Source organism: Phycicoccus sp. 3266 (assembly GCF_031456495.1).
In the GTDB taxonomy this organism is placed as follows: Bacteria; Actinomycetota; Actinomycetes; order Actinomycetales; family Dermatophilaceae; genus Pedococcus.
Genome location: NZ_JAVDUW010000001.1, coordinates 83,384 through 104,101, shown reverse-complemented (window position 1 = coordinate 104,101; position 20,718 = coordinate 83,384). Strand labels below are relative to the sequence as shown.

19 protein-coding genes are annotated in these 20,718 nt (G+C 72.6%); 12 read left to right on the top strand and 7 right to left on the bottom strand.

Annotated features, from left to right (window positions below; all coding sequences use genetic code 11):
* Positions 1-74: 74 nt before the first annotated feature.
* Genes hflX through J2X64_RS00480 form a run of 3 tightly spaced genes read left to right on the top strand, consistent with a single transcriptional unit; the run spans position 75 to position 2,955 of the window.
* On the top strand, positions 75-1,520 hold the full coding sequence (gene hflX, locus J2X64_RS00490) for a GTPase HflX (RefSeq protein WP_310148051.1): 1,446 nt from the start codon (positions 75-77) through the stop codon (positions 1,518-1,520).
* A gap of 43 nt (positions 1,521-1,563) precedes the next feature.
* Positions 1,564-2,097, top strand: coding sequence for a GNAT family N-acetyltransferase (locus J2X64_RS00485; protein WP_310148048.1), 534 nt, complete (start codon positions 1,564-1,566; stop codon positions 2,095-2,097).
* A gap of 9 nt (positions 2,098-2,106) precedes the next feature.
* Positions 2,107-2,955 carry an SDR family oxidoreductase gene (locus J2X64_RS00480; RefSeq protein ID WP_310148046.1) on the top strand — a complete coding sequence of 283 codons (849 nt, stop codon included), beginning with the start codon at positions 2,107-2,109 and terminating at the stop codon, positions 2,953-2,955.
* Positions 2,956-2,961: 6 nt separating this feature from the next.
* Here J2X64_RS00480 and J2X64_RS00475 read toward each other — a convergent pair whose 3' ends face one another.
* Both J2X64_RS00475 and J2X64_RS00470 read right to left on the bottom strand, forming a co-directional pair.
* Positions 2,962-3,705 carry a class I SAM-dependent methyltransferase gene (locus tag J2X64_RS00475; protein WP_310148044.1) on the bottom strand — a complete coding sequence of 248 codons (744 nt, stop codon included), beginning with the start codon at positions 3,703-3,705 and terminating at the stop codon, positions 2,962-2,964.
* An 86-nt stretch (positions 3,706-3,791) separates the two neighbouring features.
* On the bottom strand, positions 3,792-6,407 hold the full coding sequence (locus J2X64_RS00470) for a DUF3516 domain-containing protein (RefSeq protein WP_310148043.1): 2,616 nt from the start codon (positions 6,405-6,407) through the stop codon (positions 3,792-3,794).
* A 250-nt stretch (positions 6,408-6,657) separates the two neighbouring features.
* On the opposite strand from J2X64_RS00470, the gene J2X64_RS00465 reads away from it, so the two are divergent.
* The 6 genes from J2X64_RS00465 to rpsT all read left to right on the top strand — a co-directional run bounded on the left by J2X64_RS00465 (position 6,658) and on the right by rpsT (position 12,545).
* On the top strand, positions 6,658-7,020 hold the full coding sequence (locus tag J2X64_RS00465; RefSeq protein ID WP_310148040.1) for an STM3941 family protein: 363 nt from the start codon (positions 6,658-6,660) through the stop codon (positions 7,018-7,020).
* Positions 7,021-7,030: 10 nt separating this feature from the next.
* Entirely contained in the window at positions 7,031-8,089 is a 1,059-nt protein-coding gene (locus J2X64_RS00460; protein WP_310148038.1) for a GNAT family N-acetyltransferase, read from the top strand.
* 67 nt (positions 8,090-8,156) lie between these two features.
* Positions 8,157-10,436 carry an ATP-dependent DNA helicase gene (locus J2X64_RS00455; protein ID WP_310148035.1) on the top strand — a complete coding sequence of 760 codons (2,280 nt, stop codon included), beginning with the start codon at positions 8,157-8,159 and terminating at the stop codon, positions 10,434-10,436.
* Between the two features lie 70 nt (positions 10,437-10,506).
* Positions 10,507-10,983, top strand: coding sequence for an XdhC family protein (locus J2X64_RS00450; protein WP_310148033.1), 477 nt, complete (start codon positions 10,507-10,509; stop codon positions 10,981-10,983).
* Positions 10,984-11,048: 65 nt separating this feature from the next.
* A complete protein-coding gene (gene holA / locus J2X64_RS00445) occupies positions 11,049-12,023 on the top strand; it encodes a DNA polymerase III subunit delta (RefSeq protein ID WP_310148030.1) in 975 nt (324 codons plus the stop codon).
* A 261-nt stretch (positions 12,024-12,284) separates the two neighbouring features.
* Positions 12,285-12,545, top strand: a complete 261-nt coding sequence (gene rpsT / locus J2X64_RS00440) for a 30S ribosomal protein S20 (RefSeq protein ID WP_310148027.1) — start codon at positions 12,285-12,287, stop codon at positions 12,543-12,545.
* A 169-nt stretch (positions 12,546-12,714) separates the two neighbouring features.
* Here the strand turns inward: rpsT and J2X64_RS00435 are convergent, their stop codons facing one another.
* From J2X64_RS00435 to J2X64_RS00415, 5 genes are all read right to left on the bottom strand, one after another.
* On the bottom strand, positions 12,715-13,620 hold the full coding sequence (locus J2X64_RS00435) for a GH25 family lysozyme (protein WP_310148025.1): 906 nt from the start codon (positions 13,618-13,620) through the stop codon (positions 12,715-12,717).
* Positions 13,621-13,757: 137 nt separating this feature from the next.
* Complete coding sequence (locus J2X64_RS00430; protein WP_310148021.1) at positions 13,758-14,291, bottom strand: type II toxin-antitoxin system PemK/MazF family toxin; 534 nt, start codon at positions 14,289-14,291, stop codon at positions 13,758-13,760.
* 38 nt (positions 14,292-14,329) lie between these two features.
* The gene (locus J2X64_RS00425; RefSeq protein ID WP_310148018.1) at positions 14,330-15,304 is read right to left on the bottom strand and encodes a phosphotransferase; all 975 of its coding nucleotides are present in this window, start codon (positions 15,302-15,304) and stop codon (positions 14,330-14,332) included.
* A 28-nt stretch (positions 15,305-15,332) separates the two neighbouring features.
* On the bottom strand, positions 15,333-15,719 hold the full coding sequence (locus tag J2X64_RS00420; protein WP_310153061.1) for a type II toxin-antitoxin system PemK/MazF family toxin: 387 nt from the start codon (positions 15,717-15,719) through the stop codon (positions 15,333-15,335).
* A gap of 110 nt (positions 15,720-15,829) precedes the next feature.
* Positions 15,830-16,723, bottom strand: a complete 894-nt coding sequence (locus J2X64_RS00415) for a M48 family metallopeptidase (RefSeq protein WP_310148016.1) — start codon at positions 16,721-16,723, stop codon at positions 15,830-15,832.
* Between the two features lie 159 nt (positions 16,724-16,882).
* On the opposite strand from J2X64_RS00415, the gene J2X64_RS00410 reads away from it, so the two are divergent.
* The 3 genes from J2X64_RS00410 to J2X64_RS00400 all read left to right on the top strand — a co-directional run bounded on the left by J2X64_RS00410 (position 16,883) and on the right by J2X64_RS00400 (position 20,715).
* Positions 16,883-18,121: an MFS transporter gene (locus tag J2X64_RS00410; RefSeq protein WP_397443993.1), complete on the top strand. Its 1,239-nt coding sequence runs from the start codon at positions 16,883-16,885 to the stop codon at positions 18,119-18,121.
* 230 nt (positions 18,122-18,351) lie between these two features.
* Positions 18,352-20,190 (top strand): translation elongation factor 4, encoded by a 1,839-nt coding sequence (gene lepA, locus J2X64_RS00405; RefSeq protein WP_310153056.1) that lies wholly within the window; start codon positions 18,352-18,354, stop codon positions 20,188-20,190.
* Between the two features lie 27 nt (positions 20,191-20,217).
* Positions 20,218-20,715, top strand: a complete 498-nt coding sequence (locus J2X64_RS00400) for a hotdog fold domain-containing protein (protein ID WP_310148013.1) — start codon at positions 20,218-20,220, stop codon at positions 20,713-20,715.
* Positions 20,716-20,718: the final 3 nt, after the last annotated feature.

Sequence of the window (20,718 nt, the reverse complement as noted above, 5' to 3'; positions counted from 1 at the left end):
CCGCACCCAGCGAGCGGCCGGTCCGGACTAAACGGTTCGCAGCAGGTGTTGCAGGGTGAGAACCTAGAGGGGACATGACGAAGCAGAACATCTTTGACCAGAGGGCCACGGCGCTGGCCGACGAGGAGCAGATCCTCGACAGCGACCTGGCCACGTTCGACGGCGACCAGTACGACCGCGAGGAGCGGGCGGCCCTGCGCCGTGTCGCCGGGCTGTCCACCGAGCTCGAGGACATCACCGAGGTCGAGTACCGGCAGCTGCGCCTCGAGCGCGTGGTCTTGGCCGCGGTGTGGACCGACGGCACGCAGGAGGACGCCGACAACTCGATGCGCGAGCTCGCCGCGCTGGCCGAGACGGCCGGCTCGGAGGTGCTCGCAGGTGTCGTGCAGCGGCGCAGCCACCCCGACAACAGCACCTACCTCGGCAAGGGCAAGGCGCACGAGCTGCGCGACATCGTCGTCGCCGAGGGCGCCGACACCGTCATCTGCGACACCGAGCTGACCCCGTCGCAGCGGCGCGCGCTGGAGGACGTCGTCAAGGTCAAGGTCATCGACCGGACCGCCCTGATCCTCGACATCTTCGCCCAGCACGCGAAGTCCCGGGAGGGCAAGGCCCAGGTCGAGCTGGCCCAGATGCAGTACCTGCTGCCGCGCCTGCGCGGCTGGGGTGAGTCGATGTCCCGCCAGGCCGGTGGCCAGGCCGCGGGCGGCCAGGGCATGGGCTCGCGTGGTCCCGGTGAGACGAAGATCGAGCTGGACCGGCGCCGCATCAACCAGCGGATGGCCAAGCTCCGGCGCGAGATCAAGGAGATGAAGACCAGCCGCGACACCCGGCGGCTCTCCCGTCGCGCCAACGCGGTCCCCAGCGTGGCGATCGCCGGCTACACCAACGCCGGCAAGTCCTCCCTGCTCAACCGGCTGACGAACGCCGGCGTGCTCGTGCAGAACCAGCTGTTCGCCACCCTCGACCCCACCGTGCGCCGGGCCGAGACCGAGGACGGCCGCCTCTACACGCTCGCCGACACCGTCGGGTTCGTCCGCCAGCTGCCGACCCAGCTCGTCGAGGCGTTCCGCTCGACGCTGGAGGAGGTCGGCGACGCCGACCTGCTGCTCCACGTGGTCGACGGCTCGCACCCCGACCCCGAAGGCCAGATCAGCGCCGTCCGTGCGGTCCTCGCCGACGTCGACGCCGCCGACGTCAAGGAGGTCGTCGTCGTCAACAAGGCCGACGCGGCCGACCCCGAGGTCCTCGACCGGCTGCGCCGCCACGAGAAGCACTGCGTCGTCGTGTCGGCCCGCACCGGACAGGGCCTGGCCGAGCTCCGCGCGCTCATCGCCGACGAGCTGCCGCGGCCGTCGATCGACGTCGACGTCCTGCTGCCGTACGACCGGGGCGACCTGGTCAGCCGGCTGCACCAGGAGGCCGACGTGATCGCCAGCGAGCACACGTCGGACGGCACGCGCGTCAAGGCCCGGGTCAACGCCGACCTCGCCAGCGAGCTCGCGGCATACGCCGCCTGACCCGCACCACTCGGTCCTCGGCGTCCGCGAGACACTGGCACCCATGGAGATCCGGCTCGGCGGACTCGACACGCCCGAGGTGGCGGTCGTGCTGGCCGAGCACCTCGCCGACATGCACCGGTACAGCCCGCCCGACAGCGTGCACGCCCTCGACCTCGAGCGGCTCGCCGCGCCCGACCTGACGTTCTGGAGCGTCTGGGACGGCGAGCAGGCCATCGGCTGCGGCGCCCTCCGCGAGCTCGACCCGACCCACGGCGAGGTGAAGTCGATGCGCACGGGCTCGGCGCACCGCCGCCGCGGCGTGGGCGCCCTGGTGCTGCGCCACCTCGTCGCCGAGGCCCGCGGGCGCGGCTACCGGCGGCTCAGCCTGGAGACCGGCCCGCAGGCCGAGTTCGCCCCCGCGCGCGCGATGTACGCGCGGCACGGGTTCGTCGAGTGCGGGCCGTTCGGCCCGTATGCCGCGGACGAGTTCAGCGTGTTCATGACCCTCGAGCTCGACGGGGTGCCCGTCGACCTCCGGTCCGGTGGCGTGGCGTCCGGCGAGGAGCGACGAGCCGGAAACCCTCGCCGGGCGTAGCGTCGGCGCATGGCTGACCACAGCGCGACCGTGATCGGGCTCACCGGGGTCACCGGGCGGTTGGGCCGCAAGGTCCTCGACCGCCTGGTGGCTGCAGGCGCCCCGGCCGTGCTCCTCGCGCGCCACCCCGACCGCGTGGAGGCCCCCTCGCAGTGGGTGCGGCGCCGCTGCGACTACGCCGACCCGACCGGTGCGCGGGAGTCCCTGCGTGGGATCGACGTCCTCCTCATGGTCTCCGGGGCGGAGACGCCCGACCGGGTCGACCAGCACATCGCATTCGTCGACGCGGCGGTGGCAGCCGGGGTGCGGCACGTCGTCTACACCTCGTTCCTCGGCGCCGCGGCGGACGCCACGTTCACCCTGGCCCGCGACCACTGGGCCACCGAGGAGCACCTGCGCGCGAGCGGGCTGTCGTGGACCTTCCTGCGCGACAGCCTGTATGCCGACTTCCTGCCGATGATGACCGTCGACGGCGCGATCCGTGGGCCCGCGGGCGACGGACGGGTGGGGGCCGTGGCGCAGGACGACATCGCCGACGCGGTCGTGGCCGTCCTCACCGACCCCGAGCAGCACGCCGGTGCGGCGTACGACCTCACCGGTCCCGAGGCCCTCACCCTGGACGAGGTGGCGCAGGTGGTCAGCGAGGTGACCGACACGCCGACCCGCTACGAGCCGGAGACGCTCGAGGAGGCCTACGCCTCACGCGCGTCCTACGGCGCCCCGGACTGGCAGGTCGATGCCTGGGTCTCGACGTACACGGCGATCGCCGCCGGTGAGCTCGCGACCGTCAGCGACGCCGTGCCGCGGCTCACCGGCCACCCGGCGACCAGCCTGCGCGAGCTGCTCCAGCGCGGCTGACACGGGTCACGCGCTCTCGGGGAGGCGGTAGACGGACACGTGCGAGCGGGACTCGGCCGTGAACTCCGAACGGTCCCAGTCGGCATACCTCGCCTCCAGCTCGAACCCGGCCAGCCGGCCCATGAGGTCGAGCTCCGCTGGCCAGATGTACCGCTGCGCGCTGATGCCGTGCCGGGCGTCGCGGCCACGCCCGAAGCGGAAGTGGTGCGAGACGACCTGCTGCGCGACGGTGTCGTAGGTGTCGAGGCCGACGTACCCCGGTTCGGCGGCGAAGACGGTGGCCGGTGACCCCGGCGGCAGCTGGCGCAGCTGCGGCACCCACAGCTCGACGACGAACCGGCCACCGGGCGACAGGTGCCGCGCGGCGTTGCGGAAGCACTCGACCTGGGCCTCCTGGGTGAGCAGGTTCGAGACCGTGTTGAAGACGAGGTAGACGAGCCCGAACTCGCCGTCGACCCGCGTCGTCGCCATGTCGCCGACCGTCACGGGCAGCTGCGCCTCGCCCACCTTCTCGCGCAGCCTGGCCACCATCGGCTCGGACAGCTCGATGCCGGCGACGACGACGCCACGTTCGCGCAGCGGTATGCCGACGCGGCCGGTGCCGATAGCGAGCTCGAGGGCGGGGGAGTCCCCGGCGAGGCCGGCGAGGAAGTCCACGGTCGGGCCGAGCACCTCGGGGGCGAACATGCCCTCGCCCGGGGTGTCGTATAGCGCGGCCGCCGTCTCGTCCCAGCTCTCGTCCTGCTCCATGGCCGTGACGGTGTCAGGTGCACGCGCCGGCCGTCCACGGCATTTCGGTCACAGGCGGCGGTCAGAGGCGGCGGTCAGAGGACAGGTCAGAGGCGGCGCAGGGCGGTGGTGAGGACGACCGGCTCGCCGGCCTCGTCCGACGCATCGAGGTCGACCGTGGCCTCGACGACCCAGTCGTGGTCGTCGTCGGGGTCGGCCAACGTCTGCCGGACCAGCCACAGCCGGTGCTCGGGTGCCTCGTCCTCGCCCTCGGGAAGCCCGGTTGGAGGTCCGGTCGTGACGTCGACGGCCAGGAGCGCCGGTCCGCGGGCGGCCGCGTCCGTGCCGATGGCGTCGTGGTCGTCCCAGTAGGCGCCGAGGGCCGCGTCCCACGCGGCCTCGTCCATGAGGGGCTGGCGAGGCGGCTCGGGCAGCGCGGCATTCGTCCGCTCCAGCGCGGCGAGGTCCACGAACCGGTCGCGGCTGGCCAGCTCGACCCGGCGGAACATCGCGTTGCGCACCATGACCCGGAAGGCGCGTTCGTTGCCGGTGATGGGGCGGCTCGGACGCGTGCCGAGGTGCGCGTGCAGCCCCTCGAGGTCGGCGAGCCGCTCCTGGGCGTCGGGGTCGGTCAGCGCCTCCCACTCGTCCAGAAGTGAGGAGTCGGTCTGGCGGATCGTCTCGCCGAGCCACTCCAGCAGCTCGTCGAACTGCTCGTCCCGCGCGGCAGCCGGGACGAGCTGGCGCAGCGTCCGGTAGGCGTCGGTGAGGTAGCGCAGGACCGTGCCCTCCGAGCGCGACAGCTGGTACGCCGACACGAACTCGGTGAACGTCATGGCGCGCTCGTACATCTCGCGCACCACCGACTTCGGCGACAGGGCGCTCTCGCCCACCCAGGGGTGGCTTCGCCGGAAGATCTCGAACGTCGCCTCGAGCAGGTCCTCCAGCGGCTTGGGCCAGGTGACGTCCTCGAGCAGCGTCATCCGCTCCTCGTACTCGATGCCGTCGGCCTTCATCTCGGCGACCGCCTCGCCCCGGGCCTTGAACTGCTGGGCCAGCAACACCTGCCACGGGTCGTCCAGGATCGCCTCGACGACGGAGACGACGTCGAGCGCGTGGGTGGGGGACTCGGGGTCGAGCACCTCGAACGACGCCAGCGCCAGCGGCGACAGCGGCTGGTTGAGGGCGAAGTCGTCCGACACGTCCGGGTCGAGCTCGACGCCCCGCCCGTCGGGGCCTGGAGGTGAGACGCGTTGCAGCACACCCGTCTCGAGCAGCGACCGGCCGAGGGTGATCGCGCGTCGGGCGAGCCGTGCCCGGTTGCGCGGCGTCTCGTGGTTGTCGCGCAGCAGCCGGGACAGCGCGCGCACGGGGTCGCCCGGGCGCTGGACGACGTTGAGCACCATGGCGTGGTCGACCCGCATCCGGGACACCAGCGGCTCGGGCTCGGCGTGCACGAGCTTGTCGTAGGTCTGCTCGGTCCAGGAGACCGTGCCCTCCGGCGGCTTCTTGCGCTGGACCTTGCGCTGCTTCTTCGGGTCGTCGCCCGCCTTGGCAAGGGCCTTGGCGTTCTCGATGACGTGCTCGGGTGCCTGCACGACGACCGAGCCGCTCGTGTCGAACCCCGCGCGCCCGGCCCGCCCCGCGATCTGGTGGAACTCCCGGGCGCGCAGCACCCGCTGCCGCGACCCGTCGTACTTGACCAGCGCGGTGAAGAGCACCGTGCGGATCGGCACGTTGATCCCGACGCCGAGGGTGTCCGTGCCGCAGATGACCTGGAGCAGGCCGTCCTGCGCCAGCTGCTCGACGAGCCGCCGGTACCGCGGCAGCATCCCCGCATGGTGGACGCCGATCCCGTTGCGCACCAGCTGCGACAGGGTCTTCCCGAAACCTGCGGTGAAGCGGAAACCGCCGATCCGCGCGGCGATCGCCTCCTTGTCGACCGAGCGGGTCGCCTTCTGCGCGAGGAGGGCCTTGGCGTGGTCGAGCGCCGCCGCCTGGGTGAAGTGGACGACGTAGACCGGGGCCTGCCGCGTCGTCAGCAGCTCCTCCACCGTCTCGTCGAGGGGTGTCATGGCCCAGGAGAAGGACAGCGGCACCGGCCGCTGGGTGCCCGTCACGAGGGCGGTCTCGCGGCCGTTGCGCCGGGTCAGGTCCTCGGCAATCGGCGTGACGTCGCCGAGCGTGGCGGACATGAGCACGAACTGGGCCTGCGGCAGCTCCAGCAGTGGCACCTGCCACGCCCACCCGCGGTCCGGTTCGGCGTAGTAGTGGAACTCGTCCATGACGACGAGCCCGACGTCGGCGTCGCGGCCCTCGCGCAGCGCGATGTTGGCGAGGATCTCCGCGGTGCAGCAGATGATCGGCGCGTCCGGGTTCACCGACGCGTCGCCGGTGAGCATCCCGACCTCCGAGGCACCGAACAGCTCGCACAGGTCGAAGAACTTCTCCGACACCAGGGCCTTGATCGGCGCCGTGTAGAAGCTGACCCGGTCGCTCGCCAGCGCGGCCAGGTGCGCACCCGTGGCGACCAGCGACTTGCCGGAGCCGGTCGGGGTCGACAGGACGACGTTCTCGCCGTCGAGCAGCGCCACCAGGGCCTCGTCCTGGTGCGGGTAGAGCGGCAGCCCGCGCTCCTCCGACCAGCCGGCGAACGCGGCATACACGTCGTCGGGGGAGGCGCCCACGGGCACGAGGTCGGCGAGCGGCGCGGTGGAGGTCATCGCGAGCATCTTCGCAGGTCGCCAACCGGGTGAGCCCATGGCGCCCGGCGGGGTACGGCCGACTCGGCCATACTCGGGGCGTGCGGGTGGAGTTCGAGCGCAGCCGGGGGAAGAGCCTGCTGGCGCTGCTGGGGTGCATCGGGTTCATCGCCGTGTCGGTGCTGCTGGTGCTGTTCGGCGGGGCGTTGGGCGTCGTCGTGGGGGTGCTCGGGGCCGTCACGTTCGGCGTGTTCCTCGTGTCTGGGTGCGCATGGCCGTGCGGGGCGGTGGCCTCGTGGTCGACGGCGAGGGGCTGGACGACCACAGCTCCGCCACCGCGGTGGGTCGGGTGCCGTGGGCCGACGTCGTCGAGGTGTCGGAGCGGACCGACCTAGGCAGTCCGGTCGTCGTGGTCACGGTGCGGAACCCCGACAGCTACCTCGCGCGCATGGGGCGGCTCCGACGCTCCGCGGCCCGCGCCAACCTGGGTCTGGTCGGGTCGCCGGTGACCCTGGCGAGCACCGGCCTGCGGACCGACCACGCGCGCCTGCTCCGGACGCTCCAGGAGGCGTTCCTGGACTACCAGCTGCGCCACCCTCCGGTGCCCGGGCGCGGCGTCGGTGGGCCCCGGTAGCGTCCGGCGCGTGCCCGCACCACCCTTCCAGACAACCACCCGCCGCCTCGTGCTGCGGCGTCCCACCGAGGCCGACCGCGACTTCCACTCGACGGTCCACAGCGACCCGCGGCTCTACACGCACGCGCCGCACGTGCTGGGCACCCCCGAGACCAACGCCGAGTTCCTCGCCCGGATCCTCCGGCACTGGGACGAGCACGGTTTCGGCTACTGGGTGGCGCAGGACCGCGAGTCCGGTATGCCGGTCGGCTGGGTGGGCGTGCAGCGCGGCGACGCCTACCTCAACCTCTACTACCGCTTCGTGCTCGAGGCGCAGGGGCGCGGGCTGGCCCGCGAGGCCGGGCGTGCGGCCGTCGCGATGGCGACCGAGTGGGGTCCCGACCTGCCCGTCCGTGCCCTGGTCAAGGAGCACAACACCGCCTCGGTGCGGACAGCCCTCGCGAGCGGTCTGGCGCGCACGGGGCGAGAGGTCGTGCTGGCCGACGACCGGCCCGACGAGGCGCTGTCGCTCGTGTTCGAGGCGCCACGGGTGGAGCGGGTCGACCTGCTCGACGCCGCCACCCGCGAGGACCTCGTCGACCTCTGGCAGCGGGTCAACGACGCCGGGGGAGCGGTGGGGTTCCTCCCGGGGGCTCCCCGGGAGGACGTCGCCGCCGTCGTGGCGCGGCACGAGGAGCAGATGGCCGCCGGCAACGCCGTGGCCGGAGCCCTGCGCGACCCCGACGGCGAGCTGGTCGGCTGGGCGTGGTGGGTGCGGCCGGAGAACCCGCTGCTGCACCACGGCCGGTGGCTGTACCGGCTGATGGTGGACCCCGACCGGCAGGGTCGCGGCCTCGGGCTCGTCCTCATGGCCGGGCTGCACCGGTTGGCTCGGCAGGAGGGTGCGGAGCTGCTCCAGCTGTCGGTGCGCAGCGGGTCCGGTGCGAGCCGGCTCTACCGGCAGGTCGGGTACGTCGAGGTCGGCAGGATCCCGGGTGCGATCCGGGTCGGCGCGGGCGACGACCGCGACGACGTCACCATGGCCCGGCGGGTCGACGGCGGCCCGCTCGTGGCCCATGGCGGGGACTGAACCGCGGTCCGCGGGGCCCGTGTGCACACCCCTCCGGGCTGACACCGCCACCCCATAGGCTGGCCCAATGGCGACCCTCGACGAGCTCCTGCACGCCGCCGTCCAGGGGGTCGGCGGCATCGAGCGGCCCGGCCAGGTCGCCATGGCCCACGCGGTCCAGGAGGCGGTCGAGAAGGACGAGCACCTCCTCGTGCAGGCGGGCACCGGCACCGGCAAGTCCCTCGCCTACCTCGTCCCCGCGATCCTGCACGCCCAGGCCACCGGCAAGCCCGCCGTCGTCGCGACCGCGACGTTGGCTCTGCAGGCCCAGATCGTCGACCGCGACATGCCGCGGCTGGCCGACGCCCTCGCGCCCCTGCTGCGGCGCCGGCCCACCTACGGCCTGGTCAAGGGCCGTCGCAACTACCTCTGCGCGCACAAGCTCGAGGGCGGCTTCCCCGACGACGAGGACGGCCTCTTCGACGTCGGCGAGGTCGACCGGGCCGCGTCGAGGCTCGGCGCCGAGGTCGTGCGGCTCCGGGAGTGGGCGGAGGTCACCGAGTCCGGCGACCGCGACGAGCTCGTGCCCGGCGTGAGCGAGCGGGCCTGGCGGCAGGTGTCGGTCAGCGCGCACGAGTGCATGGGCGGCAAGTGCCCGATGATCGCCGAGTGCTTCGTCGAGCGGTCGCGCGAGGCCGCCAAGGAGTGCGACGTCATCGTCACCAACCACTCCTTCATGGCGATCGACAGCTTCGAGGGCCGGCAGATGCTCCCCGAGCACGACCTGCTCGTCGTCGACGAGGGACACGAGCTCGTCGACCGGGTCACCTCGACGGTGACCGACGAGATCACCGCCAACGCGGTGGCCGCCGCGGCGAAGCGTGCCTCCCGGCTGGCCGAGTCGACGGAGGCGGTCGACGACGCGGCGGCCTTCCTGCAGGGGGTCCTCGACGAGCTGCCCGAGGGGCGGCTCACCGGCATACCGGACTCGCTCGGGCTCGCACTCGCGCGGGTGCGGGACACGACGCGCCAGGTGCAGTCCGAGCTCAAGCCCGAGAAGGGGACCGAGGCCGACGGCACCCGCAAGGTCGCCCAGGCCGCCATCGACGAGGTCTTCGAGAACACCGCCCGGGTGCTGGAGGAGCGCGAGCTCGACGTCATCTGGGTGAGCCGTGACCCGCGCCGCGGCACGATCCTGCGGGTCGCCCCGATGAGCGTTGCGATGCTGTTGCGCGACAAGGTGTTCGGCGACCGCACGGTGGTGCTCACGTCGGCGACCCTCGAGCTCGGGGGCACGTTCGACGCCGTCGCCGGGACCATGGGGCTGCGCGGAGAGGGTGCGCCCGAGTGGCGCGGGCTCGACGTCGGCAGCCCCTTCGACTACCCGCAGCAGGCCATTGCCTACGTCGCCCAGCACCTGCCTGCGCCGGGGCGCGACGGCCTCAGCGACGCGGCGATGGACGAGATCGAGGCGCTCGTCCGGGCGGCCGGCGGCCGCACCCTGGGGCTGTTCTCCTCGATGCGGGCTGCCAAGGCCGCCACCGAGGAGATGCGCAAGCGGTTCGACGGCGACATCGGGTTCCTGTGCCAGGGCGAGGACCAGGTGACGACACTGGTGCGCCAGTTCGCGCGTGACCCGCAGACCTGCCTGTTCGGCACCCTCACGCTGTGGCAGGGCGTGGACGTGCCGGGCTCGTCGTGCCAGCTCGTCATCATCGACCGCATCCCGTTCCCGCGCCCGGACGACCCGCTCGCCTCCGCGCGCTCGCAGGCCATCGCCCGCATGGGCGGCAACGGGTTCATGGCCGTGTCCGCGACCCACGCCGCGCTGCGGCTCGCGCAGGGCGCCGGGCGGCTCATCCGCCGCTCCGACGACCGCGGCGTGGTCGCCTTCCTCGACTCGCGCATGATGACGGCGCGGTATGCCGGGTTCCTCCAGCGCTCGCTGCCGCCCTTCTGGCCCACCACCGACCGCGAGCGCGTGCTCGCGGCCCTGCGCCGCCTCGACGAGACCGCACCGCCGCCGGTCGAGGTGCGCGAACCGGCGCTGCGCGGCGCCACCGGCGCGCTGGCCGGCACGACGATGGGCCGCGTTGGGGAGGACGCCGCAGAGCACCCCCGGCCGCCGGTGGAGGACCCCCGACCCGTGGCCGAGGACCCGCCGCCGGCGCCGTCGGCCCGCACGGCCGTGACCGGCGGGCACGCGTGGACCGCCGACGCCGACGAGGAGCTGCGCGACGGTGTCGAGCTCGGCCTGTCGGTGGAGGAGCTGGCCGAGAGCCTGGAGCTGCCGCCGGACGTCGTCGCCGCCCGGCTCAAGGGACTGGGCCTCGACGCCTCGGGCGCCACCACGATGTCCTTCGACTGAGCCACCTTCTCGACTGGGTCAGCGCTTCGACGGAACCGGCCGCGTGGGCTGGGCGCGCCATACTGGCCGCATGGGTGACACGTTCTCGATGCGGGTGGTCGGCGACGGTCCGGTGGCGGACGCGTTGCTCGCCATGACCCCGCCCCTCGGCTGGGACGTCACGGTCACGGCCGACGACACCAGCATCCCCGACGGGCTCGACGCGCTCGTCGTCACCAGCCACCACGACGGGGTCGACGGTCCGGCCATCCTGGCCGCGCTCGCGGCCGGCACGGCATACATCGGGGCGATGGGGTCCCGACGCACCCAGGCGAGGCGGCGCGAGTGGCTGCTCGCGCAGGGCGTCGCGCCGGAGGAGCTGGACACGGTCCGGGCGCCCATCGGACTCGACATCGGCGCGGACTCGCCTGCGGAGATCGCGGTGTCGGTGCTCGCCGAGGTGGTGGCGACCCGCGCGGGCCGCACGGCCGTCGGATCGGTCGCCGACCGCGACGGCGCGATCCACCCCGGCCTCGCGCCGGGTGAGGCCACCTGCCCGGGAGGCTGACGGGCAGACCCGGGGCGGCCCACGGCGCCTTCGGCGCTGTCGTCCCCACGTGGCAGGCTGTGCCCGTGACCGCGACACCCACCCGCAGCGTGCCGCCGCTCGTCCTGATCGCCGGTCCCGAGGGCGTGCTCGCCGAGCGCGCCCTGGCCAGCACCCTGGAGGAGCTCAAGGCGACCGCCCCGGACCTGGAGGTGGTGCGGCTCGCGGCGGCGACGTACGAGGCGGGCTCGATCGGGATCCACGCCAGCCCGTCCCTGTTCGGCGGCGAGAAGTGCCTCGTGGTCGAGGACCTCGACGAGGCGCCGGACGAGCTGCAGGAGGACCTGCTCGCCTTCCTCGCCGCTCCCGAGCCGGACGTGACCCTGGTCGTCACCCACAAGAGCGGGCAGCGCGGCAAGAAGGTCCTGGACACGCTGAAGAAGTCCAAGGCGCGGGTGCTCGACGCGCCCGCGATCAAGACGGACCGCGACAAGAGCGAGTTCGCGACGCACGAGTTCCGCCGTGCCGGCCGCAAGGTGACCCCCGACGCCGTCCGTGCCCTCATCGAGGCCGTGGGCAAGGACGTCCGCGAGCTCGCCGCAGCCTGCAGCCAGCTCGTCGCCGACACCACCGGCGTGGTCGACGAGGAGCTCGTTGCCAGGTACCACGGGGGCAAGGTCGAGGCGACCGGCTTCCGGGTCGCCGACGCCGCGGTCGCCGGCCAGACCGGCGAGGCGCTGCGGCTGCTCCGGCACGCGATCGCCACCGGCGTGGACCCCGTGCCGATCGTGGCCGTCCTGGCCCAGCAGCTGCGCCAGCTGGTCAAGGTGGGGGCGGCGGGACGGGGCCGGTCCGCCGATGTCGCGCGCGAGCTCGGCATGGCGCCGTGGCAGGTCGACAAGGCCCGGCGCGGGCTGTCCGGCTGGGGCCCCGAGGGCCTCGCCGAGGCCATCCAGGCGGTTGCGCAGGCGGACTTCGAGGTCAAGGGCGGCGGCCGTGATCCCGTGTATGCCGTGGAGCGGGCGATCCTAACCATCAGCGAGGCCCGCACGGGGCGCTGAGTGCCCGCACCTGTGCGCGCGTGAATGGAGTTGCGAAGCAGGCCCTGGAACAGCCTCCCGGGGGCGGTCGCAGGCAAGGCTCGCCGTTTTGGGGGAGTGGGGACCCGGCTGGTAGATTTCCTCCTCGCGTGCGCGCCTAGGTCGTGCGCGCACGACAGCAACACCCAGAGCCGCTCAACCACAGGTGCCCCACGCCTGGTCCCGAGTGGCTTCTGCCGCCCTCTAACGGCAACCCACCGACCAACCAGAAAGAAACACCCTGTGGCAAACATCAAGTCCCAGCTGAAGCGGATCAAGACGAACCGCGTGGCGACCGAGCGCAACAAGGCCGTCAAGAGCGAGCTCAAGACCCACATCCGCAAGTTCCGCGAGGCTGCCGCTTCCGGCGACGCCGCCGCGGCGCAGGAGGCGCTGAAGATCGCGTCCAAGAAGCTCGACAAGGCTGTGAGCAAGGGCGTCATCCACGCCAACCAGGCCGCCAACAAGAAGTCGGCCATGGCGAAGAAGGCCGCCTCGCTCTGAGGCACCCCTGACGTCTCGAAGGGCCGGTCACCGTCACGGTGACCGGCCCTTCGTCGTGCCGCGGCCCGGTCGGCGGACCGTCCGGGCCGCCCTCGGCTCGGGCGACCGCCCTCAGCTCGGGCGACCGCCCTCAGCTCGGGCGACCGCCCTCGGCCCACGGCGTGCCCCCTCAGCCCAGGGCGAGCGCCTTGAGCCGGGTCAGGTCCCCGTTGAACCAGTCCTGGTCGAGCGGGCTGTCGGTGTACTGCCAGAACGTGTAGTACGACCACCCCGCGGGAAGCGTGCCGACGGTCGAGCTGTACCGCGCGATCCACAGCGGGTTCGTGCTGGCGAACTGGCTGGTGTTGCCGGTGCAGGTCGTCCACCAGCTCGTCGTGCTGTAGATGACCGCGTCCCGCCCCGTGCGCGCCTTGTACCGGCTCGTGAACGCCGCGATCCAGCTGCGCATGGAGGACTGGCTCAGGCCGTAGCAGGTCGCGCCGTAGGGGTTGTACTCGATGTCGAGGACGCCGGGCAGCGTCTTGCCGTCGGCCGACCAGCCGCCCCCGTGGTCGACGAAGTAGTCGGCCTGCGACGTGCCGGAGGAGTTGTCCGGTAGGGCGAAGTGGTACGAGCCACGGATCATGCCGACGTTGTACGAGCCGTTGTACTGCTGGGCGAAGTAGGAGTTCTGGTACGACGTGCCCTCGGTGGCCTTGACGTAGGCGAACCGCTTCCCCTGGGACCACCACGAGGCCCAGTCGACGTTGCCCTGCCACTTCGACACGTCCATGCCCGGGGTCTGGGTGGCGGCTGCCAGGCTCGTCGCGCCCGACGGGGCCGTCACGGGCGGGGCCGGCCGCGACGTCGGGCCGCCGTCCTGCTCCCACCCCATGTAGGCGTCGCCGCCGGCCCGGATGCCGGCGTCGCGCGCGGCCGGGGTCGGGCGGGCGCCGGCGGTCGCTGTCCCGGGCGAGGTCGTCCCGGAGGGTGCGGCGTCGGCCGGCGCGGCCATTAGGGTCGCCACGCAGGCGAGTGCGGCGGCGATGGTGGCCGCGGCGGTCGTGGCCCTGCGTGGAAGCGTGCGGGTGTTCATGTGTCCCCCTCGTCTCGGTGGTCCCCTGGCCATCCGTGACGCTAGGGGCGGCATCCCATCGACAGGTCAGCGCGCGGTGAGGGGTTGCCCAAGAGGGAGGCAAATCTGCGCCAAGACGCCCCAGCCCGTCGAGCCGCTCAGCGGTGGGCGTCGCGGACCGCGTCGGCGACCTGCTCGAACCGTGCCCGGTCGAGCACGGAGCCCTCGCGGCGCACGGCCGCGGGGTCGACGCGCAGCACCCGGTCGACCCTGACCTCGCTCGGGCGACGCTGCCGGTCCCACGCGCCCACGCCGATGTCGACCCACTGCCGACCCCACCGCGCCTCGTCGGCGGCGTCGCGGTCGTGGTCCTTGCTGGTCAGCATGAGGCCGAGCAGCCACGCGCCGTCGCGGCCGACGACCAGCACGGGGCGGTCCTTGCCCTGGGCATGGTCCTCCTCGTAGGGCACCCACGTCCACACGATCTCGCCCGGGTCGGGCTCGCCGTCCGGGCTGGGGGAGTAGGAGAGCCGGGGAGTGCCCGTGTAGTCGCCCGGATAGGCACGAGCACCGGGGGTGGTGGCTGCCGGACCGCGGGCCGCCTGCCCGGGCACCCGGGTCGGCGGCTGGGTGCCGTCCCTGCGGCGTGCCGGGCGGGCCCGTCCGAGAAGTCGCTGCAGGAGTCCGCGCATGCGGGCACGCTACGCGAGAGCGGCTGGGGGAGCCGGTCTCACCACCCCCGGCGGTGGGCGAGCCAGGCCAGGAAGGTCCGTGCCATCTGGGCCTGGTGCGCCCGGACGGCCGACTGCGTGCTGTCGACGTCGGGGTGGCTCGCGTGCTCGACCATGAAGCCGATGATGACGGCGAGGAACGCGTCCACCGCGTCGGGGTGCACGCCCGCCAGCAGCGGCGACTCGAGCGCCAGGCGGTCGGCGTCCAGGCCCTGGTGTGCCATGAGGGGCAGCAGCCCGACGAAGTCGCACCAGCCCGGCCCGCGGGCCACCCAGTTCCAGTCGACGAACCGGGCACGCCCCTCCGGTGTCATGAGCATGTTGTCGGGCCGCAGGTCGCCGTGCACCAGGCAGTCCCCGACAAGGGCGCCGGCGGCGCTCCGGCCGAGCTCGGCGACCTCGTGCGCCTGCTGGGGGCTCAGTCTGGGGCTGCCGTCGGGCCAGGGCCGTGCTCCCGTCGCGAGGTCGTCGAGGCAGGTCAGCGCCACCTCGTCCCCACCGACCTCCTCCGCGACCGTGGAGTCCGTGAGCTGCACGACGAGGTCCGCGGGCAGAGCGGCCCACTCGACGCAGGCCTCGTGCGCCGCCGCGGCCTCGGCGGGCGTCCACGGCATACCAGGTAGGTGGCCGTGGATGGCCTCGAGCACGCTCACGTTCCACACGTCGGCCGCTCCCGTCCCGAGGAGACGGGGCGCGCCGGCGCGCCCGTCCAGCAGGGCCAGCACGGCCGCCTCGCGGGGGAGGGCGGCGTGCGCGAAGGGGTGGTGGGGGTCGGCCGCCTTGGCGAAGACCCGGCGACCGTCGCGCAGCTCGAGCAGCCCGGCATACGCCCCGGTGAACCCGCTCGTCACGGCCGGGTGCGCATGCGCCACCTCGGCCCCGGCCACACCGGCGATGCGCAGCCGGACGACCTCGGGCAGGTCGGCGAACTCGGGCCGACGCGACGTGAACCGGTAGTCGACGTCCGCGGTCATGCCGTCCTCGGGGGCACCGAGCAGAGGTTCACCGCGTCCCACCTGCCGCCCCACGCCTGCGGACTGCTTCCGCGACCTCGGCGAAGCGCGCGGCATCCAGGGCGGCACCCTCTCGTCTGACCCTGCGGGGATGGATTCGGACGACCCGGTCGACGCGGACATCGCTCGGGCGCCCCTGCCGGTCCCACGGCCCGCTGCCGATGGCCACCCAGCACGGGCGTGTGTACCCACGCTCGGCCTCGATGCTGCTCCGCGCCCGCGTCGTCAGCATCAGTCCCAGCAGCCACCTGCCGTCGCGCCCGATGAGCAGGACAGGACGGTCCTTCCCCTTGCGGTGGTCCTCCTGGAAGGGCACCCATGTCCACACCACCTCGCCCGGATCGGGCCGTCCATCCTGCGCGGGTGCATACGTCATCTCCGGTACGCCCACGAAGTCCCCGGGGTAGGCGCCGGTCAGTCGCCGCCAGATCCGGATCCACCAGGAAGTTCCCTCGGCCGCCTGTGTCGACGTCGGTCCCGGCGCGGTCACCCGCGGTCCTTGGGGCGCCACAGGAGGCGACCGGGGCGGCGGCGGTCGCGCAGCGCGTGCGAGCGCCAGACCAGGACCGGGTGGGACGCGAGCGCGTTGACCCACCACACGAAGAAGCCGGTCTCGGTGGTCGCGCGGTCGGCCAGGGCGTTCACGTCGACTGTGCGGTTGAGGTACTTCCCCGCCGCGAGGGTCGCCATCGCGGCGGCGCTGCCCTGGGGAACCATCGCGTATCCGAAGTTGTCGGCGGTGTACTCCTGGCTGCGGGACAGGGTCGAGCCGAGGAACGGGATCCACGACGCGCCGCTGATCCCCAGCAGCCGCCAGTAGCTCGTGTGGCCCGCCGCGATGTGGCCGACCTCGTGTCCGATGATGAACCGCAGCGCGTCGGGGTTGCGCGCCTCGCCACCGATCTCGAACAGGTCGCTGTAGACGAAGATGAACTTGCGGAACCCGTGCCCGGACGCGGCTGCGTTGATCATGCCGTTGCCGAGGACGACGTAGGCGTCGGGCAGCTTGGTCAGGCCGTGGTGGGCTGCGGCCTCGACCAGCATCTGGTGCGCCTGCGGGTACTGGGTGGGGCTGATCTTGACGCCGCTGAGGCGCAGCTGGGCGTAGAGCTGCCCGCGCGCGAAGTAGACGATGACGGGTGCGGCGAGGAAGAAGACGGCGTACGGGTCGGGCTGGCGGCGCTCGACGATCGCCGACGCGACCTCGTACCCCGCGAACGACCACACGAGCACCGACCCGAGCAGGACCAGGACGAGGCAGAGGTTCTCGAGCGGGTGGCGCAGGTGCGTGCGGACGCCCTTGCGGTACCCGGGCGGGAACATCGGGCCCATCGGTCCGGTCGGGCCGACGGGCGGTGCGTACTGGGTCTGCTCGGCCATGGTCCCCTCGATCTGTGCGCGGTCGCCCCGATCGTATGTCGGGTTCCTCCGCATCCCGTGGACGCCCCGGCGCCCGGTGGGTGGACGGGCGGACGCCCGGTGGGCGGACAGGTGGACCGTGGGGGAATGCCGCACGCGAGCCGTCCCGTTGCACCTCGCGTGACCGACGCCCAGACCGCCGTGCCCGTCGTCGACCAGGTCGACCCTGTCGGTCCCGAGGTCCGGCCGGCGCACATGCGGCTCGCCCTGCTGGCGCTGGCGGTGGGCGGGTTCGCCATCGGCACCACCGAGTTCGTGACGATGGGACTGCTGCCGCAGGTCGCCGACGGCGTCGGCATCGACATCCCGACCGCCGGTCACGTCGTGTCTGCGTATGCCGCCGGCGTCGTCGTCGGCGCGCCGGTGCTGGCGACCCTGGGGTCGAAGCTGCCGCGCAAGACCCTGCTGCTGTGGCTGATGCTGGCCTTCGCCGTCGCCAACGGCCTCTCGGCGCTGGCGGGCAGCTACGGCCTGCTCATGGTCGCCCGCTTCCTCTCCGGCCTGCCGCACGGCGCGTACTTCGGCGTCGGCTCGCTCGTCGCCGCCTCGCTCGTCCCGACGCACCGCCGCACGTGGGCGGTGTCGATGATGATCGCGGGGCTCACGGTGGCGAACATCGTGGGTGTCCCGCTGACGACGCGCCTCGGCCAGGCCTACGGGTGGCAGTGGCCGTATGCCGCGGTGAGCGTGATCGCGCTCGTCACCGTGCTGGCGGTGTGGCGCTGGGTGCCGTTCTGCCCGGCCGACGGCGGGGTGTCCGTGCGCTCGGAGCTGTCGGCGCTCAAGCGGCCGCAGGTGTGGCTCGCGCTCGGCATCGGGACCGTGGGCTTCGGCGGCATGTTCGCGACGTTCTCCTACATCGCGCCGACCATGACCGACCTCGGTGGCTTCTCGAGCGCGACCGTGCCGGTGATCCTGGCCCTCTACGGGGTCGGCATGACCGCCGGCGCCATGCTGTCCGGACCGGTGTCGCGGTTCGGGCTGCTCCGCGGGATCACGCTCTCGCTGGTCACGATCGCCGTCATGCTCGCCCTCTTCGGGCCGGCCGTGCAGGCGTCGCAGGTGCTGGCGCTCGTCGCGGTCTTCCTGCTCGGCCTGCTGCCGAGCGTGCTCGTGCCCATGCTCCAGACCCGCCTCATGGACGTCGCGCACGAGGGCCAGGCGCTCGCGGCCGCGCTCAACCACTCGACCCTCAACATCGCCAACGCGCTCGGCGCCTGGCTCGGGTCGATCGTGCTCGCGGCCGGTCTGGGGTACGAGTGGCCCTCGCGGGTCGGTGCGATGCTCGCCGTCCTCGGCGTGGGCATCGCCCTGTGGTCGCTCGCCCTCGACCGTCGGACCGCGGCGCGCTCGGCCTGACAGAGGGCGCCGAAGTCCCAGACCTCGGCGCCAGGGGGTGGGTGGAACCCCGAAGTCCCAGACTTCGGCCTACAGGGGTGCGTGGAACCCCGAAGTCCCAGACCTCGGGGCGCAGGTGGTCGGGAACGGCAGGCCCGGGTGGGGCGTCACCGGCACACCGCGGCGCATGGGAGGATGGACCGATCCGTCCGTCCGACGTCCTCGTGAGGTTCGAAGCACCCGTGTCCCCCCTGGCCCGCACCGCGCTGCAGCCTGCCGCGACGCCGCCGGAGCTGATCCGGAACTTCTGCATCATCGCCCACATCGACCACGGCAAGTCGACGCTGGCCGACCGGATGCTTCAGATGACCGGCGTCGTCGACGAGCGGGCCATGCGCGCCCAGTACCTCGACCGCATGGACATCGAGCGCGAGCGCGGGATCACGATCAAGTCGCAGGCCGTCCGCATGCCGTGGGAGCTCGACGGCACGACCTACGCGCTCAACATGATCGACACCCCCGGGCACGTCGACTTCACCTACGAGGTGTCGCGGTCCCTGGCGGCGTGCGAGGGCGCGGTGCTGCTCGTCGACGCGGCGCAGGGCATCGAGGCGCAGACCCTGGCGAACCTCTACCTCGCCATGGAGAACGACCTCACGATCATCCCGGTCCTCAACAAGATCGACCTGCCCGCGGCGCAGCCCGAGAAGTATGCCGACGAGCTGGCCGGGCTGATCGGGTGCGACCCCGAGGACTGCCTGAAGGTGTCGGGCAAGACCGGCGTGGGTGTCGAGCCGCTCCTGGACGAGATCGTCCGGCAGCTGCCCGCCCCGGTCGGCGTGGCCGACGCCCCGGCCCGGGCCATGATCTTCGACTCGGTCTACGACACCTACCGCGGCGTCGTCACCTACGTGCGAGTGATCGACGGCCACCTCAGCCCGCGCGAGCGCATCCAGATGATGTCGACGCGGGCGACGCACGAGCTGCTCGAGATCGGCGTCATCAGCCCGGAGCCCGTGCCCTCCAAGGGGCTCGGGGTCGGCGAGGTCGGCTACCTCATCACGGGCGTGAAGGACGTGCGCCAGTCCCGCGTCGGCGACACGGTGACGAACCAGTCCAAGCCGGCCAAGGACGCGCTCGGTGGTTACCGCGACCCCAAGCCGATGGTGTTCTCGGGGCTGTACCCGATCGACGGGTCCGACTACCCCGACCTGCGCGACGCCCTCGACAAGCTCAAGCTCAACGACGCGGCGCTGGTCTACGAGCCGGAGACCTCGGCGGCGCTGGGCTTCGGCTTCCGCATCGGCTTCCTCGGCATGCTGCACCTCGAGATCGTCCGCGAGCGGCTCGAGCGGGAGTTCAACCTCGACCTGATCTCGACGCTGCCGAACGTCGTCTACGACGTGACGATGGACGACGGCAAGGAGATCGTCGTCACCAACCCGAGCGAGTTCCCCTACGGCAAGGTCGCCTCGGTGACCGAACCGGTGGTCCGGGCCACGATCCTCGCCCCGAGCGAGTTCATCGGCGCCATCATGGAGCTCTGCCAGCAGAAGCGGGGGAGCCTGCGCGGCATGGACTACCTGTCCGAGGACCGCGTCGAGATGCGCTACACCCTGCCGCTGGCCGAGATCGTCTTCGACTTCTTCGACCAGCTGAAGTCGCGCACGCGCGGCTACGCCTCGCTCGACTACGAGCCCGACGGCGAGCAGGAGGCCGACCTGGTCAAGGTCGACATCCTGCTGCAGGGCGAGACCGTCGACGCGTTCTCGGCGATCGTCCACAAGGACAAGGCCTACGCGTACGGCGTCATGATGGCCAGCAAGCTCAAGGACCTCATCCCGCGCCAGCAGTTCGAGGTGCCGATCCAGGCGGCCATCGGCGCCCGCATCATCGCCCGCGAGAACATCCGCGCCATCCGCAAGGACGTGCTGGCCAAGTGCTACGGCGGTGACATCAGCCGCAAGCGCAAGCTGCTCGAGAAGCAGAAGGCCGGCAAGAAGCGGATGAAGAGCATCGGCACCGTCGAGGTCCCGCCGGAGGCCTTCATCGCAGCCCTGTCGAGCGACACGGAGAAGTCCAAGAAGTAGGGGTTACCGGCCGGTAGCATCGCCGGCATGGTCGACACGTACGCGCTCTACCGACGGCTCGCGGCATACCCCCAGGGGAACCGGCTGTTCTCGCTCGTCTTCGAGCAGGCGGCGCCCTACTTCCGCTCGGCACGGCCGCGGTTCGTGAGCCTCGAGCCGAACCGCGCCGTGCTGACCGTCCGCAAGCGCCGGCGGGTGCAGAACCACCTGGGCACCGTGCACGTCATCGCCATCTGCAACGGCCTCGAGGCGGCGATGGGGGCGCTGGCCGAGGCGAGCATCCCGCCCACGCGGCGCTGGATCCCCAAGGGGATGGACGTGGCCTACACCGCCAAGGCGACGTCCGACATCACCTGCGTCGCCGAGACCGACCCGGCCGACTGGGAGCGCGGTGGCGACACCGACGTGCCGGTCCGGGTGCGCGGCGTCCGGTCCGACGGCACGACCGTGGTCGAGGGCGTCATCCGCCTCTGGGTGACCGACAGGCCCGACAGGGCCGCCAAGGCGGCCGGCGCCGCCACCTGAGGC

Coding starts and splice junctions, on each gene's coding strand:
- hflX (WP_310148051.1), top strand. CDS start 75: ATGACGAAGCAGAACATCTTTGACCAGAGGGCCACGGCGCTGGCCGAC.
- J2X64_RS00400 (WP_310148013.1), top strand. CDS start 20,218: ATGGTCGACACGTACGCGCTCTACCGACGGCTCGCGGCATACCCCCAG.
- J2X64_RS00470 (WP_310148043.1), bottom strand. CDS start 6,407: ATGACCTCCACCGCGCCGCTCGCCGACCTCGTGCCCGTGGGCGCCTCC.
- J2X64_RS00430 (WP_310148021.1), bottom strand. CDS start 14,291: ATGCGCGGACTCCTGCAGCGACTTCTCGGACGGGCCCGCCCGGCACGC.
- J2X64_RS00475 (WP_310148044.1), bottom strand. CDS start 3,705: ATGGAGCAGGACGAGAGCTGGGACGAGACGGCGGCCGCGCTATACGAC.
- J2X64_RS00455 (WP_310148035.1), top strand. CDS start 8,157: ATGGCGACCCTCGACGAGCTCCTGCACGCCGCCGTCCAGGGGGTCGGC.
- J2X64_RS00480 (WP_310148046.1), top strand. CDS start 2,107: ATGGCTGACCACAGCGCGACCGTGATCGGGCTCACCGGGGTCACCGGG.
- J2X64_RS00435 (WP_310148025.1), bottom strand. CDS start 13,620: ATGAACACCCGCACGCTTCCACGCAGGGCCACGACCGCCGCGGCCACC.
- J2X64_RS00420 (WP_310153061.1), bottom strand. CDS start 15,719: ATGACGTATGCACCCGCGCAGGATGGACGGCCCGATCCGGGCGAGGTG.
- J2X64_RS00425 (WP_310148018.1), bottom strand. CDS start 15,304: ATGACCGCGGACGTCGACTACCGGTTCACGTCGCGTCGGCCCGAGTTC.
- J2X64_RS00465 (WP_310148040.1), top strand. CDS start 6,658: ATGGCCGTGCGGGGCGGTGGCCTCGTGGTCGACGGCGAGGGGCTGGAC.
- J2X64_RS00450 (WP_310148033.1), top strand. CDS start 10,507: ATGGGTGACACGTTCTCGATGCGGGTGGTCGGCGACGGTCCGGTGGCG.
- J2X64_RS00485 (WP_310148048.1), top strand. CDS start 1,564: ATGGAGATCCGGCTCGGCGGACTCGACACGCCCGAGGTGGCGGTCGTG.
- J2X64_RS00415 (WP_310148016.1), bottom strand. CDS start 16,723: ATGGCCGAGCAGACCCAGTACGCACCGCCCGTCGGCCCGACCGGACCG.